This window comes from Bacillus sp. FSL K6-3458, from assembly GCF_038005045.1.
Lineage (GTDB): Bacteria > Bacillota > Bacilli > Bacillales > Bacillaceae > Bacillus > Bacillus altitudinis.
This window is the reverse complement of sequence record NZ_JBBOSI010000001.1, coordinates 2,743,142-2,756,907: the sequence shown is the minus strand read 5'-3', so window position 1 is coordinate 2,756,907 and position 13,766 is coordinate 2,743,142. Positions and strand designations below refer to the sequence as shown.

Genomic DNA, 13,766 nt, shown 5'->3' with positions numbered 1-13,766 from the left:
CTTTAACTATCTTTTTCTATAGTTAATATCGGTGTCTTCTAGAAGGGTTTTAGTCAGAATATAAAATTAAGACAGTTTATGTGAAGAAATTTTGACGAAAGCGCTTTCTGAAAGCCGTAAAAAAAGAAACTCCCTCATATAAAAGGGAGTTTTCAGCGTGTAGACAAACCCTCGCATTCTTTGTCAGTCCTGCGCTCTGGTGCTCACGAATGCCAAATTCGCTCCGCGCAAGTACTCGTCCTTCCTAGGGCTGCAAAGGTTTTCTATCACGCTGAAAAGAAGACAAAGGGCTAAAATCAAGTTCATTTTAGCCCTTTGTCAACAATCTGGAAACTTCATCTTTTTTGAGCTGTTTCATCTAAGAGCAATTCTTTTAATTTTTCTTCATGTATGATTTTGATCAAATCGTAGTTCCAATTGATCATGTGATCCATGTGATCCACCTCTTTTTCTTTTATCGTAAAGGAAAAGAGGAGGGGGAGCGTCGGCGCTCAGATGGAATTTAGACACTTCAACATGATGGAGCTGAAGATCCTCCTTAGGATGTACTTAGCTCTTTTTCACAACAATTTCGTCATGTTCAACATCGACTGTAAATCCAGTAAGTTGTTCTTCTTCAAGCAAGATGTCCGTCATTTGATCCTCAACATGCTCTTGAATCGTTCTTCGTAACGGACGAGCCCCAAATGCTGGATGATAACCAAGTTCAGCGATTTTTTCTTTCGCTTCGTTTGTGATGTGAACAGTTAGATTTTGTTCTTTTAACTGCTCTGACAAATCTTTGAGCAGAAGATCCACAATTTTGACTAAATCGTCTTTATCTAATGAATCAAACTGAATGATGCTGTCAAAACGGTTCAAGAATTCCGGTTTGAAATAAGCGCTCAGTGAATCAATCAAAGATTGTTCTTCGATGGCTTCTTCTTGTTCAGACTGGAATCCGACTTTGACCGCTTTTTTATCTGTGCTGCCAGCGTTACTTGTCATAATGATGACTGTGTCTTTAAAGCTGACGGTTCTGCCTTGGCTGTCTGTTAGCCGGCCATCTTCCATGATTTGAAGGAACATATGCTGGACATCAGGGTGCGCTTTTTCGATTTCATCGAGCAAAATGATGCTGTATGGTTTTCTGCGAACCTTTTCCGTGAGCTGTCCGGCTTCATCATGTCCAACGTAACCAGGAGGAGAACCGATGATTTTGGACACGGAGTGTTTCTCCATGTATTCACTCATATCTAAACGAATGATCGCTTCTTTTGAGCCAAATAATTCTTCCGCTAATGTTTTAGACAATTCGGTTTTCCCGACGCCTGTTGGCCCAACGAATAGGAAGGAGCCAGTTGGTCTGTGTTTTGATTTTAAGCCGGCTCTGCTTCTTTTTACGGCTTTCGCCACTTTTTCAACCGCATGTTCCTGACCAATGACGCGGGCTTTTAAGCGGACATCAATTTCTTTCATTTTTGTTTGTTCGTCTGCTTGTAGTTTGCCGACAGGGATACCTGTTTTTTGTTCTACAATCGACTGAATGTCCTCAGCTGTGACGACATGTTCTTTGTCATTTGTTTTGTTTTGCAATCTCGCTTCAATCGCTTCTTCTTCGTCTCGAAGCTTCGCTGCTTTTTCATATCGTTCTTCATTTAAAGCAGCTTGTTTTTCAGCGGCAATTTGCGCAAGACGGTTTGTTAATTCATCTTCACTTGCTGCATCAATGGAGAGATTCGCTTTTGAACCTGCTTCATCCATTAAATCAATGGCCTTATCTGGCAAGTGGCGGTCTTGAATATACCGCGAAGATAATTGAACACACGCTTTAATGGCTTCGTCAGAATAGGTGACACCATGATAGGCTTCATACTTATCTTGAACGCCTTTTAAGATCTCGAATGCTTCATCCTGTGTTGGCTCATCAACGATGACAGGCTGGAACCTGCGTTCAAGGGCAGCATCTTTTTCAATCTGACGATACTCTTTTAATGTTGTCGCACCTACTAGCTGCAGTTCCCCTCGAGCTAGAGCTGGTTTCAAAATGTTTCCGGCATCCATTGACCCTTCGGCAGAGCCTGCGCCTACAAGAAGATGAATTTCATCAACGAATAAGATGATATTTTTACGGCTTTGCAATTCTTTGATCAATTGCTTCATCCGTTCTTCAAATTGACCACGTATACCTGTGTTTGCCACAAGTGAAGAGACATCTAATAAATAAACTTGTTTGTTCTTTAATTTATTTGGTACATCTCCATTTGCAATTTTTAGTGCTAGTCCTTCGGCTATGGCCGTTTTACCAACACCAGGTTCACCAATGAGGACAGGATTGTTTTTATTTCTTCTATTTAAAATCTCAATGACTCTTGTGACTTCTTCATCACGGCCAATGACAGGATCGATTAAACCAGCATGTGCGCCATCCGTTAAGTTCCGGCCAAGCTCATCGAGTAAGCCTTTTTGTTTAGGCCGCTCTTGGCTCGTCGCATGTCCTGCTTGCTCAGAGAAGAATGAACCGCCTCCGAACAGGTTAGGACCCATTTTCATTTTTGACTGTTCCATCAAAGAGGTATAGCAGTCTTCACATAAAACCATTTGGCTACGGGACGAATTTACTTGCATATTCAGGCGAATAGTTGCTTCATTTACTTGACAATGTTGACAACGCATGAGCCATGACCTCCTTAAAATAAAGTTTGACTTTATTTGACCAATGAATGTTAAATAAAATGGTCTGTTGTTTGACCATCTTTGACTATAGTATACTCTGACCTATTTTGACTTTCAACTGTTTTGCTCATAGCTGAATGAAAAATCCTTTTTTGCATTTAATCATGGTTTGTCCTTCTTTTCAAGGAACTTGTCTCATAGGATAAAAAAGAGACAATCGAAAGTGATGGGTGCGGAGGGGTCATATGAAACGTTCAAATGAATCCGCTTTTCAGCTTGCCTTTGTATATGTAGGAACAGTGGTTGGAGCTGGGTTTGCTACAGGAAAAGAAATCGTAGAATTTTTTGTTCGTTTTGGCTGGATTGGATTGATCGGGATTTTGATTAGCGGTGTTATTTTCACCGGCCTTGGCGCAAAAATGATGCTTATTTCCAAACGAATTGAAGCGGAGTCTTATCAAGATATGAATCGGTTTTTATTTGGAGCTGCTGCGAGTCGATATATTAACATAGTCATGTTTTTTATTTTACTAGGTGTGACGTCAGTGATGATTTCTGGCGCAGGCGCTATTTTTGAAGAACAACTTGGCATCTCAAAAGAATATGGTATTTTTTTAACGATTATTTTAAGTGTCATTGTCCTTTTTAAAGGTTCAAAAGGGTTATTTGGTGTCAATGTACTTGTCGTTCCAATGCTGATTTTCTTTTCGCTGATTGTGTTTCTAGACTCATTTGTGTTTAGTAGCGGTGAAAGCCACGTTCTGGGGCTGCAAATGGGAGGGGGCGAATGGATGTTGTCTGCGATTTCATATGGTGCATTTAATTTAGCGCTGTCTCAAGCCGTATTAGTGCCGGTCGCAAACGAAATGACATCCGAAGCCGTTATAAAAAGGGGAGCGGTGCTTGGAGGTCTGATGCTGACACTCATTCTGCTCGCCTGCTTTTTATCCCTTTCTTCATTAGAAATGCTGGAAGCGTATGATATTCCGATGGCCCAAGTGGTGTATCAAGTCGCAAACTCCATTCATCTCATCTATTTATTCGTGATCTTTGGTGAAGTCTTTACATCCGTTATAGGGAATTTATACGGTCTCGAAAGACAGGTGAGGGCGTATATTCGATTGAACAGTATGTATACGATATCCTTTATTCTGCTTTGCTGTTATGTCATCAGTAAAATTGGATACGGCACACTCATTTCAACGGTTTACCCTGTTTTTGGCTATGTCAGTATCTTTTTTATCCTCTTTCTTTGTCTGAAAAAAGTGCCTGCATCACGTGATAAGTAAAGAAGGGATAGCTTGTACACCAATTATGTGGTACACTATCCTCTGTGAAAATTGAACAAAAATCCGTGAAAACGGGAGAGGTTCTAGCAAAACCCTCTATAAAAAACTAAGGACTTGCCGTATCCTTGGATGTGGCATTTTTTATTTTTTATGGCTGGGACACCTCATACACATGTAAAGGTGTCTTTTCTTTTGAGAAAAATAGGGGTTTTCATGAACCTTTCAGATGCAGCTTTGTGCGGAGGTGCGGATCTGCAAAAGGAGGAAAAGGAAAAATGAAAAATGAAAAAGCGGTCGTTGTCTTTAGCGGGGGACAGGACAGTACGACATGTTTACTATGGGCACTTCAACAATTTAAAGAGGTTGAAACGGTAACCTTTCATTATAATCAGCGTCATCAAGAAGAAATTGATGTCGCCAAAAGAATTGCTGACAAGCTAGGTGTGAAAAATCATCTATTAGATATGTCTCTTTTAAATCAGCTTGCACCCAATGCCTTAACAAGAGATGACATTGATATTGAAGAAAAAGAAGGAGAACTGCCTTCCACATTTGTTCCGGGGAGAAACTTAGTTTTCTTATCCTTTGCATCTATTCTTGCGTATCAAATTGGAGCACGTCATATTATCACGGGTGTGTGCGAGACAGACTTTAGCGGCTACCCAGATTGCCGAGATGAGTTTGTGAAATCTTGTAACGTCACGGTGAATTTGGCAATGGAAAAACCATTTGTCATCCATACGCCGCTCATGTGGCTGAATAAAGCTGAAACGTGGAAACTGGCTGATGAACTGAATGCGCTAGATTTTGTGAAAAATGAAACACTCACTTGCTATAATGGCATCATTTCTGATGGCTGCGGGGAATGTCCTGCATGTAAGCTTCGGAAAAATGGCTATGACACTTATATGGACATGAAGGAGGCGAACTAAATGCTTTCTCAAATCTATCCACAGACGAATCATCCATTTTCGTTTGAATTGAATAAAGATATGCATGTATCGGCAGCCCATTTTATCCCGAGAGAAGATGCTGGCGCTTGTAGCCGTGTACATGGTCATACGTATACGATTAACATTACGATTGCAGGAGATCATCTAGATGATTCAGGTTTCCTTGTGAATTTTAGCACGCTAAAAAAACTCATTCATGGACAGTACGACCATACACTGCTCAATGACCATGAAGAATTCTCATCAAATGATCCATACGCGATGCCAACCACTGAGGTTGTCGCAAAGACTGTGTATGATAAAGTGGCCGCATATTTAACGACTTTAGCGAACAAACCGGTATGTGTTCAAGTTTTTGTCAGAGAGACACCAACAAGCTACTGCATTTACCGTCCGAAACGAGTTGAGCTCAATGACTAAAGCGATTCCTGTCTTAGAAATTTTTGGTCCAACCATTCAAGGAGAAGGAATGGTCATTGGCCAAAAAACCATGTTTGTCAGAACGGCTGGCTGTGACTACTCTTGCAGCTGGTGTGATTCATCTTTTACATGGGATGGCTCAGCTAAGCATGATATTCAGTGGCTTCAGGCAGAGGACATTGTAAAAGAGCTGAAGAGAATAGGTGGAAAGGCTTTTTCTCATGTCACCATTTCAGGTGGGAATCCTGCGCTTTTAAAACAAATGGAATCACTTATTGATTTATTGCATGAAGAAGGAATTGATACGGCGCTTGAAACGCAGGGAACGATGTATCAAGATTGGTTTTTGAAGATAGATGATTTAACCATTTCTCCAAAGCCACCAAGTTCTAATATGAAAACAGATTTTACGAAACTTACGCGTATCATAGATGAATTGAAAAAGGGAAACAGATTGCAACATGCAAGTCTGAAGGTCGTGATCTTTGATGATCTTGATCTAGCCTATGCAAAGGATGTTCATGCGAAATACCCAGAACTCCCCTTTTATTTGCAGGTGGGAAATGATGATACAACAACAGCTAATGATGCGTACCTATTGACGCACTTATTAAAGAAATACGAAATGCTTGTAGATCAAGTAGCGCAAGACCCTGATTTGAATCGTGTGAGAGTCTTACCACAACTGCACACGCTATTGTGGGGAAATAAACGAGGCGTATAGAAAGGAAGAAACAAAATGACGACAAGAAAACCAGAAGAATTAGAAGGTGTCACTTTACTAGGAAACCAGGGGACCAATTACTTGTTTGACTATGCACCACAAGTGCTTGAAACGTTCCCGAATAAACATACGAATAGAGATTATTTTGTGAAATTCAACTGCCCAGAATTCACATCACTTTGCCCGCAAACAGGGCAGCCAGATTTTGCGACCGTGTATATCAGCTACATCCCAAATGAAATCATGGTCGAAAGTAAATCATTAAAATTATATTTGTTCAGCTTCCGTAACCACGGTGACTTCCATGAGGATTGTATGAATATTATCATGAACGACCTCATTGAATTAATGGACCCAAGATATATCGAAGTATGGGGCAAATTTACACCAAGAGGCGGTATTTCAATTGATCCGTATACGAACTACGGAAAACCTGGGACAAAGTATGAAGAGATGGCATCGTATCGTATGATGAATCACGATATGTATCCAGAAACGATTGATAATCGCTAAGTTCAAATGTGTTACCATGCAATTTACGCAAAAAAGGTATCTCCATATAGAGATACCTTTTTTATATTGCTCTGTTAAATAGTATAGAATTTTAATTTGAAAAATTCAGGTTTAATTTTTTAGGAGTATAGATAATCTTATTTAGTAAGAAGGTCAGAGATATTATTGTTTATATATTCACTAAAAGGGATTTGTTTCGAAACATAGGTTAGATTGTTTTGAGCGTTTTCACGCGAGTAGTTTAAAACTAATTCTTTTGTAAATTGATAAGATGTGAATATTATCTCGTCAGTTATGTCTTCTATATTGAAGCTACATAAGTCTCTATCGCCATTGAAACGAGCTTGATTCAAAATAACTGAAACTAGAACCCTAGAAATATGGAAATGGTAATAAGTTGATAGAGCGACGTCTACTTCATCCGTTGGTTTAAACACTTGTTTTATGAATTGTTCTATGCGTTTCATTATTTTTATAGATTGGAGATAAGTTTCCATTGGTCTTCTATCAGGGAAGAGTCTGTCATAATCACTCTCCTTTTTGGTGAGAATTGTAGGATTTGATCTAGCTTTTGATGGATTTTTTTCAACAATAGATGTTAAGCATTGAGAAAGATAATTTATAGAAATTATCTTCTTTATCGGTTTGTTTTGATTTCTATAATAATTCTTTCTTCTATCATAGTAATAGCCATTTGCTAAAAAATAATCTTCAATATCTCTCTGTACCTTATGAGTGGCTCTTAATAAAGCAGGAGGGACAGGATTATGAGAATTGTTCGACTTGATAATAGTGTCCATAGTTTCCTTTTTATCAGTTATTATAATCTTTAATAATATTGAGCGAGTTTCAGTTTTAGGAAGATCAGTACTGAAAGAATTATATAGAGTATGAGAAGTCTGTAAACCGTTCACAATTTGGATGTTTTCCAATTGTAATGTTTTCCCAACTAATGTGCCGTTTTCTGCAATGATAGTAATACCATTATTTAGCCACCAAAAATCAAATTCATTTTTTTCTTTAAGAGTCTCTGCAATATCGTTATTCACAGAAGTGTTGTTTTGGAAGTCCCGAATGTTAGATTCAAACAAGTACTTTCTTAAAGAATTATCTACAGGATCACACAGGAACTTATAATATTCCACTACATTTACAGATGCTATATAGCCTCTTTGGTCAGATTCTCTGTAATCAATAGCAATAGGATTTTCATTTAGCTTTAATGCAATCGAGTAGTCAGGTTCTTTGCGCAAAAGGTTCAGTAAAACTTCAGCATCGATGATCTTATAGTCAAAATCCATCTTACCTAAGTTTGATTCGAGCGTTTTATCTCTTAATATTTTAATTTTATTTAAATATGAATGGTTTGTATATTTTTGACCTTGTATTTTTCGGCTATCACCTTTACACACATGATAAAAGGTAATATTTATTTTAGGGTGTTTTATGGCTATTTTCTTTATTATAGTATGGATTAAATTCATTTTTTCAATGAGATTTATAGAGACAGCATCTTTTATCGAGTCAAGATCCTGATCTAAATCAAAAATGAAGTCAGTAGCTACAATAAACTTATCAATGACAGATTCATGAATAGTGTTAGTATTTTTATATTGAAGAAAATGAAGATCTAAATTCATCTTACTATGAATTTCGACTTCTTCAATATTATTGATTAATTCATCATTCAGATAGATGTAGACTCCGTCAATACCATAATCCTTGCTATCACCAATTAGACCGACGGAGACTTCATCAATTGCTATATCTTGGTCTTTAAATATCTGCTCAGTTGCGAATAACTCAAATGCTTTATCAGAATTGTCGAATTGGCTATTAGTTATATAATCATCTAAATGAACATTTAGTAAAGTCAATTGGTTGCTCAAAGCTATCATCCTTTTTAAGTTGATTAGTAATAATTACCTGATAAGAATAACATACCAATTTTAAATCATCCATATATTTGTTAAATTGTATGAATTTTGATCTGATTGAACAGCAAAATGTTATCAGTAAAGTTTTGTGTTTGAAAACTTGCTAAATGATCTTTAGTATAGTGTGAATCATACATCACATAAAGAAACATCTGAGCGATAATGACTTCTATAAGAAAAGGTATAAAAACAGGGGGTATTTTTTGTGCTAGATGCTAGATGGTAGCCTATAGTAGGTGACATTGAACATTCAAAATCATGTTTTGCCTAACAATAAGAAAAGACATGTGGATGACATGTCTTTTTTTATGGGAAAGATCATGATCACACATAAAAAAAGAGAAGAGTCATGTCACTCTTCTCATACCAATAGGAATAGAACTTGCTAGGACGGCTGGGGGCTACCAGCTCGTATGTATAGTATACATGACAGAACGTATGTTTGTAAAGGTGTATCATGCTTTTATTCTTGATATATTTACTTTAAGATAAAATTGAAACGAGCGAATGGAAATGGAGGCGTTTGTGTTGGCAAACAAAGAAGACAAAACAGAGAAGCTGCTGATGGAATTAAAGGAAGAGCTTCAGATGCTTGAACATCAAAACAAAGAACGATATAAATGGAGTGCCTCCACATTACTTGGAGTGATCGCCCTTTTAATTGATAAAGGTGTGATAACACCTGAAGAAGTTGATATGTACAAAACAAAAGCGGAAATGCAAACCTTTCACGCGCAAAAAGACTGACGCCTTCATCAAATGATGTTAGAGAAAATAAGAAAAAGACATAATAAATTGATGATTCAATTTATTATGTCTTTATTTCTGCAATTCTTTTTCATCGTATTAAACGAGCTTATACATTAATACATCATCCCAGTATTCATGATCATTTATTTTAAATTCATTTATTTTACGCCCTTCTTCTAAAAAACCCATCTTTTTGTACAAAGAAATAGCTTTTTGGTTTGTGGAGAAAACGGCTAAACTAACCTTTTCAATTGAAGGGTTTTTTTCTGCCCAATTTAATAATGCTGTTAGTAACATTTCCCCTATGCCTAAACCTCTATAGCTCTTATCAACCATCAAACCGAAAGAACCAACGTGAGAGTTTCTTTTTCTATTTGATGATTGTTCAAAGGCTATCCATCCAATGACTTGATCGCCAGTTTGGGCAACTATGTACGTCTCATTTTCGTTTTCTATTCTTTTCTGTATCCATTCCTTGTGTTCTAACAAGTTTTTTTTGTATTCTTCCGGCGTTGTCAGTAAATAATCTGACTCAGCAATCACTGATTTTTGAATTTCTAAAGTAGTTTCAGCATCTTCTATTTTTCCAAAACGTACAATGATATCATTTGAATGTTGCATATTAGTTTCTCCTGTCTAGAGCTAATATTGCATCAGATCACTTTTTTTACATAAATCATAAAGAGTAAGGTATTGTGATCAGCTCTGCTTCGTATATCCTTATGTAACGGTAGTCTGAATTGAGGATTGCAAATTAATGTACGGAGTCTTTGATGATTTTATAGTTTTTATGATTAACGACTGTTAGTGAATCCAGTTCTAAATCTCTATAGTTGTCCATAATGGTGACATCCACAATAACAGAGTTTTCATTCACTTTTTCAACTACACCTGTTAAACCATTTCTAAATTCGATCACATTCCCAATTTTTGCAATCTTCAACCGATCCCTCTCCTTTAAAAACAGATTTCATTCCCTATTAAAAAGTATTTTGCAATATTTTCATACCAATGTAAAGGATAAAGACGTTTTTCTTTCGTTTTCGTTGTACGCTTTGAAAACGAATGGTATATTTAATATTTGATCAAGGCTGAAAAGGAGCGATTTTTTTGACTGAAGAACACATCAACACAATACTAGAATCATTACGGAATGGTACTGAAAAACAAGTGACCATTCAAAAGGATGATTTTTTAACATTTCGTTCTGTATTGGTCAATCAAGATGATTTTAAACATTTTCGCGGAATTGCCAAGCATGGTGGAGATGTTATTTTTGAATATCTTAAAGAAGCAAGAAGCTAAAGCTTTTTCTCATTCATGAGAAAAAGCTTTTTATTTTGGTTCTTTTGTCACACTTCAAACCAGCTTGATACATATGAAAAGAAAATGTAATAATCCATAATCAGGAGCATAAGGATGATTATAGGCTAAAAAGAGACTATATTAAACGCTTACATTACCAGTTCATGCGTATTTCATCTAGGACATGCCATTTAATGACGGAATTTGGACAGGCATGAAAATCTTTGTGCGTGAAAATAGAAGAAGCTCTTGTTAGAGTGGACAAGTATCTTACGGCCTACATTAATTAAGGGAGGAATGAGGCGAATGATCAAAATTCATACAGCTCTTTTTGCCATCCTTATGCTCATCTCAGCGATCAAGATGGACAATATACAAGAGCAAGAGGGCACATTAAGTCAGAAACTTGAACAAGCACCTGAAAAGCATCAGCTTTCATATATAGATCAAGATAATAAGCATACCGTGATTCCTGCGTTTTCAGAGGAGAAACATCAGCCGAAAGTGAAAATGCTAAGCACATCAACAGAGGAAAAGGCATCAAAACCGAAGCCGAAGAAAAAGGAAACGGCAAAGCCAGCAAGCTCAAGAAATCAATCACACTATTCTAATGAAGAAATGGACTTGCTTTCTCGGTTGGTACATGCCGAAGCAAAAGGTGAATCTTACGCCGGGAAAAAAGCTGTAGCAAGCGTCGTCTTAAACCGCGTGGAACACCGCTCTTTTCCTGACAGTGTCAGAGGCGTGATTTATCAGCGAAATGCCTTCCAGCCCGTATCAAATGGAAGTATCAATGATAAGGCAGACCAGGATTCCGTAAAAGCTGTGAAGCAGGTTGTCAAAGAAGATGACAGAACAACAAAGGCGATTTATTTTTATAATCCAAAAACGGCGACAGATAACTGGATTCGTTCTCGTAAAATTGTAGAACGCATAGGCCGTCACGTGTTTGCAGTGTAAAGAAAAGCAGCGATCAATCAGTCGCTGTTTTTTTTGTCTTCAATTATTAAAATATTTTCAGGACTTGTCTCATAGAATGTGAAAAGAATTTGCTTTTAGACAAGGGGAGGCTACATGAATCGATTTGTAAAAGGGGTCATTCTGCTATCTGTCGCAGCTTTCATTGCTGAGTGTATCGAGTTTTTAGTCAATATGATTTTAGCGAGAGAGCTTGGAGAACATGGAATGGGTTTATATATGAGCATCCTTCCCATCATCATGCTTGTGCTTGTGATCGCCAGCTTAGAGCTGCCAGTCTCCATTTCTAAATTCATTGCAGAATCGCATGAGCGGCTTCATAAAAGTATGCTTCGCCATGCATTTAAAATGACGCTTGTGGTGACATGCACAACAACGACAATAGCAGCCATTGTACTGCCTTTCATTCCTGTATTTCAATCGTATCATCCGCTGATGAAGGGATTGGTTCTGTCACTTATTCCAATCATCGCATTTACGTCCATTGCACGCGGTTATTTTATGGGCAAGCAGCAAATGGGTAGAATTGCTCTAGCCAATATGCTGAAAAAAACGATCCAGCTTATCTGTTTATTTTTGTTTTTTCATTGGTATTCGTTTGATATTGAAACAGCGGTGCTTATCGCGATTGGTGTGATTGTTGCAAGTGATCTCGTCGTCTTTATCTATTTATATTCCCAATACGTCATGGCGAAAAATGCTGTGAATGTCAGATCGGTTGAGTTAAGAGGGATTGACGTCAGAAAACGTTTGTTAGCAGTCTCCATTCCGACAACAGGTATGCGTATCTTTCATGCCATTGCCAATGCGGTTGAACCGTTTTTAATCAAAGGAGCCCTCGTTGCAGCGGGCATTTCTGGTACGCTTGCTGTTGATCATTACGGAATGCTTGCTGGCGTAGCGATGTCGATCGGTTTTTTTCCGGCGTTTATCGCTCATTCCATTATGATTGTGATGATTCCGAATGTATCAGAAGCCTATGCCTTGGGGCAGTATGATCTCGTGAAAAAACGTGTCAGACAAGCGATTCTCATTACGTTTGGCTATGCGGTGCCAGCCGTGATGATCATGTATTATTTCGCTTATCCGCTCACGCAGCTCTTTTTTGACTCACCTCAAGCAGCCGTCTACTTGCAGCTGCTCTGGCCTTACTTCTTATGCCACCTGTTCGTCATGCCGTTTCAAGCGTGCTTAATTGGTATGGGTCTCATTAAAGATGTGTTCCTACATAATATATGGGTGCACGTGGTGTCGTTCTCTATGGTGTATTTCCTAGGGTCCATTGAATCCTTAAATATGATGGGCGTTATCTTAGGAATGAACACGGGGATGCTGCTATTAACGGCTTTGCATTATGCGACGATTTGCAAGGAACTCGGCGTCTCCATGTTTCTTACATTGAAAAAAGCTTGAATGTCATGTGCAGCTAGCGGGCAAGCTATAGGAAAATCAGGAAGGAAGATGCTGATGAATTTTAAATATCTACCCGCCAGTCTTCTCATGATGACCCTTCTTTTATTTCTGATGAACATAGAGGCTGAAGCAAAAGAGCCTGTAATGGCGCCGAGGATAGAAGCTCCTACATTAACAGGTGAAACGCAGGTGATCCCGGTGAAAGGGAAGCGGACCATTCTGCATTTTTGGACAACGTGGTGCCCGTCCTGCAAAATGGAGCTGCCAGCCTTTGAACAGATCGTGAAAGAAAATCAAAGTGATGTAGACATACTAACTGTGAATTTACTTGGTGCTGAGCAAAGCAAGCATGCAGTTGCCCAATTTGTGAAAGACAGAAAGTTCACATTTCCGATCGTTCTCGATGAGCACGGCGAAATGATGAAGAAATACCAAATTATTACGATCCCGACGACTTTTTTCATCAATGAAAAGGGTGAAGTGGTCAAAAACCATGTAGGTCCGCTGACGAAAAAACAAATCAAAGAGTGGACAAATTCGTAGAACACAAGCTTTCTGTAAAGAACCAATGGGCGATCCGTTGGTTCTTTTTTGTGTTCAATTACCTTTCAGATGAATAAAATGTGCTCAGAAAGAGGAAGAAATGTCGGACACTAATAATGATAATTATTATCAAAAAGAAATTATAATAATTATTAATTGAAAATTGATCAGAACCTGTTATAATGAGTTACAGACCTATAAAAAGCTTGAAATAGCAGAAAATATAGATGATAAACGGAACGGGCAACGATTGATAATGTGAAAATCATTATCAATTAGAGAGGAG

General features: G+C 38.0%; 14 protein-coding genes and 1 riboswitch. Of the genes, 10 read left to right on the top strand and 4 right to left on the bottom strand.

What is annotated here, in order from left to right:
• Positions 1-549: 549 nt before the first annotated feature.
• On the bottom strand, positions 550-2,655 hold the full coding sequence (locus tag MHH23_RS14540; RefSeq protein ID WP_340959715.1) for an ATP-dependent Clp protease ATP-binding subunit: 2,106 nt from the start codon (positions 2,653-2,655) through the stop codon (positions 550-552).
• Positions 2,656-2,900: 245 nt separating this feature from the next.
• On the opposite strand from MHH23_RS14540, the gene MHH23_RS14535 reads away from it, so the two are divergent.
• From MHH23_RS14535 to queF, 5 genes are all read left to right on the top strand, one after another.
• Complete coding sequence (locus MHH23_RS14535; RefSeq protein ID WP_135008967.1) at positions 2,901-3,944, top strand: YkvI family membrane protein; 1,044 nt, start codon at positions 2,901-2,903, stop codon at positions 3,942-3,944.
• 71 nt (positions 3,945-4,015) lie between these two features.
• Positions 4,016-4,060, top strand: a riboswitch (PreQ1 riboswitch).
• A gap of 159 nt (positions 4,061-4,219) precedes the next feature.
• Positions 4,220-4,876 carry a 7-cyano-7-deazaguanine synthase QueC gene (gene queC / locus MHH23_RS14530; protein ID WP_008348090.1) on the top strand — a complete coding sequence of 219 codons (657 nt, stop codon included), beginning with the start codon at positions 4,220-4,222 and terminating at the stop codon, positions 4,874-4,876.
• Entirely contained in the window at positions 4,877-5,317 is a 441-nt protein-coding gene (queD, locus tag MHH23_RS14525) for a 6-carboxytetrahydropterin synthase QueD (RefSeq protein ID WP_024719651.1), read from the top strand.
• Complete coding sequence (gene queE, locus MHH23_RS14520; protein ID WP_340959713.1) at positions 5,310-6,041, top strand: 7-carboxy-7-deazaguanine synthase QueE; 732 nt, start codon at positions 5,310-5,312, stop codon at positions 6,039-6,041. Before queD ends, queE begins: the two co-directional genes overlap by 8 nt.
• 15 nt (positions 6,042-6,056) lie before the next feature.
• On the top strand, positions 6,057-6,554 hold the full coding sequence (gene queF, locus MHH23_RS14515) for a preQ(1) synthase (RefSeq protein ID WP_003211403.1): 498 nt from the start codon (positions 6,057-6,059) through the stop codon (positions 6,552-6,554).
• 137 nt (positions 6,555-6,691) lie between these two features.
• Here queF and MHH23_RS14510 read toward each other — a convergent pair whose 3' ends face one another.
• Complete coding sequence (locus MHH23_RS14510) at positions 6,692-8,452, bottom strand: AIPR family protein (RefSeq protein ID WP_340959712.1); 1,761 nt, start codon at positions 8,450-8,452, stop codon at positions 6,692-6,694.
• A gap of 567 nt (positions 8,453-9,019) precedes the next feature.
• Between MHH23_RS14510 and MHH23_RS14505 the strand changes: the two genes are divergently transcribed.
• Positions 9,020-9,238, top strand: a complete 219-nt coding sequence (locus MHH23_RS14505; protein ID WP_035700544.1) for a hypothetical protein — start codon at positions 9,020-9,022, stop codon at positions 9,236-9,238.
• Between the two features lie 99 nt (positions 9,239-9,337).
• Here MHH23_RS14505 and MHH23_RS14500 read toward each other — a convergent pair whose 3' ends face one another.
• Together MHH23_RS14500 and MHH23_RS14495 are read right to left on the bottom strand one after the other, a co-directional pair.
• A complete protein-coding gene (locus tag MHH23_RS14500) occupies positions 9,338-9,862 on the bottom strand; it encodes a GNAT family N-acetyltransferase (protein WP_047946005.1) in 525 nt (174 codons plus the stop codon).
• A gap of 133 nt (positions 9,863-9,995) precedes the next feature.
• Positions 9,996-10,184, bottom strand: coding sequence for a YkvS family protein (locus tag MHH23_RS14495; protein ID WP_003211747.1), 189 nt, complete (start codon positions 10,182-10,184; stop codon positions 9,996-9,998).
• A 167-nt stretch (positions 10,185-10,351) separates the two neighbouring features.
• Between MHH23_RS14495 and MHH23_RS14490 the strand changes: the two genes are divergently transcribed.
• The 4 genes from MHH23_RS14490 to stoA all read left to right on the top strand — a co-directional run bounded on the left by MHH23_RS14490 (position 10,352) and on the right by stoA (position 13,480).
• Positions 10,352-10,546, top strand: coding sequence for a hypothetical protein (locus MHH23_RS14490; protein WP_008348081.1), 195 nt, complete (start codon positions 10,352-10,354; stop codon positions 10,544-10,546).
• 306 nt (positions 10,547-10,852) lie between these two features.
• Positions 10,853-11,506, top strand: a complete 654-nt coding sequence (locus tag MHH23_RS14485; protein ID WP_045035134.1) for a cell wall hydrolase — start codon at positions 10,853-10,855, stop codon at positions 11,504-11,506.
• Positions 11,507-11,620: 114 nt separating this feature from the next.
• A complete protein-coding gene (locus tag MHH23_RS14480; protein WP_340959711.1) occupies positions 11,621-12,937 on the top strand; it encodes a polysaccharide biosynthesis protein in 1,317 nt (438 codons plus the stop codon).
• 54 nt (positions 12,938-12,991) lie between these two features.
• The gene (gene stoA, locus MHH23_RS14475) at positions 12,992-13,480 is read left to right on the top strand and encodes an endospore biogenesis thiol-disulfide oxidoreductase StoA (protein ID WP_340959710.1); all 489 of its coding nucleotides are present in this window, start codon (positions 12,992-12,994) and stop codon (positions 13,478-13,480) included.
• The last annotated feature ends 286 nt before the right edge of the window (positions 13,481-13,766 follow it).

Coding starts and splice junctions, on each gene's coding strand:
- MHH23_RS14540 (WP_340959715.1), bottom strand. CDS start 2,655: ATGCGTTGTCAACATTGTCAAGTAAATGAAGCAACTATTCGCCTGAAT.
- MHH23_RS14535 (WP_135008967.1), top strand. CDS start 2,901: ATGAAACGTTCAAATGAATCCGCTTTTCAGCTTGCCTTTGTATATGTA.
- queC (WP_008348090.1), top strand. CDS start 4,220: ATGAAAAATGAAAAAGCGGTCGTTGTCTTTAGCGGGGGACAGGACAGT.
- queD (WP_024719651.1), top strand. CDS start 4,877: ATGCTTTCTCAAATCTATCCACAGACGAATCATCCATTTTCGTTTGAA.
- queE (WP_340959713.1), top strand. CDS start 5,310: ATGACTAAAGCGATTCCTGTCTTAGAAATTTTTGGTCCAACCATTCAA.
- queF (WP_003211403.1), top strand. CDS start 6,057: ATGACGACAAGAAAACCAGAAGAATTAGAAGGTGTCACTTTACTAGGA.
- MHH23_RS14510 (WP_340959712.1), bottom strand. CDS start 8,452: ATGATAGCTTTGAGCAACCAATTGACTTTACTAAATGTTCATTTAGAT.
- MHH23_RS14500 (WP_047946005.1), bottom strand. CDS start 9,862: ATGCAACATTCAAATGATATCATTGTACGTTTTGGAAAAATAGAAGAT.
- MHH23_RS14485 (WP_045035134.1), top strand. CDS start 10,853: ATGATCAAAATTCATACAGCTCTTTTTGCCATCCTTATGCTCATCTCA.
- MHH23_RS14480 (WP_340959711.1), top strand. CDS start 11,621: ATGAATCGATTTGTAAAAGGGGTCATTCTGCTATCTGTCGCAGCTTTC.
- stoA (WP_340959710.1), top strand. CDS start 12,992: ATGAATTTTAAATATCTACCCGCCAGTCTTCTCATGATGACCCTTCTT.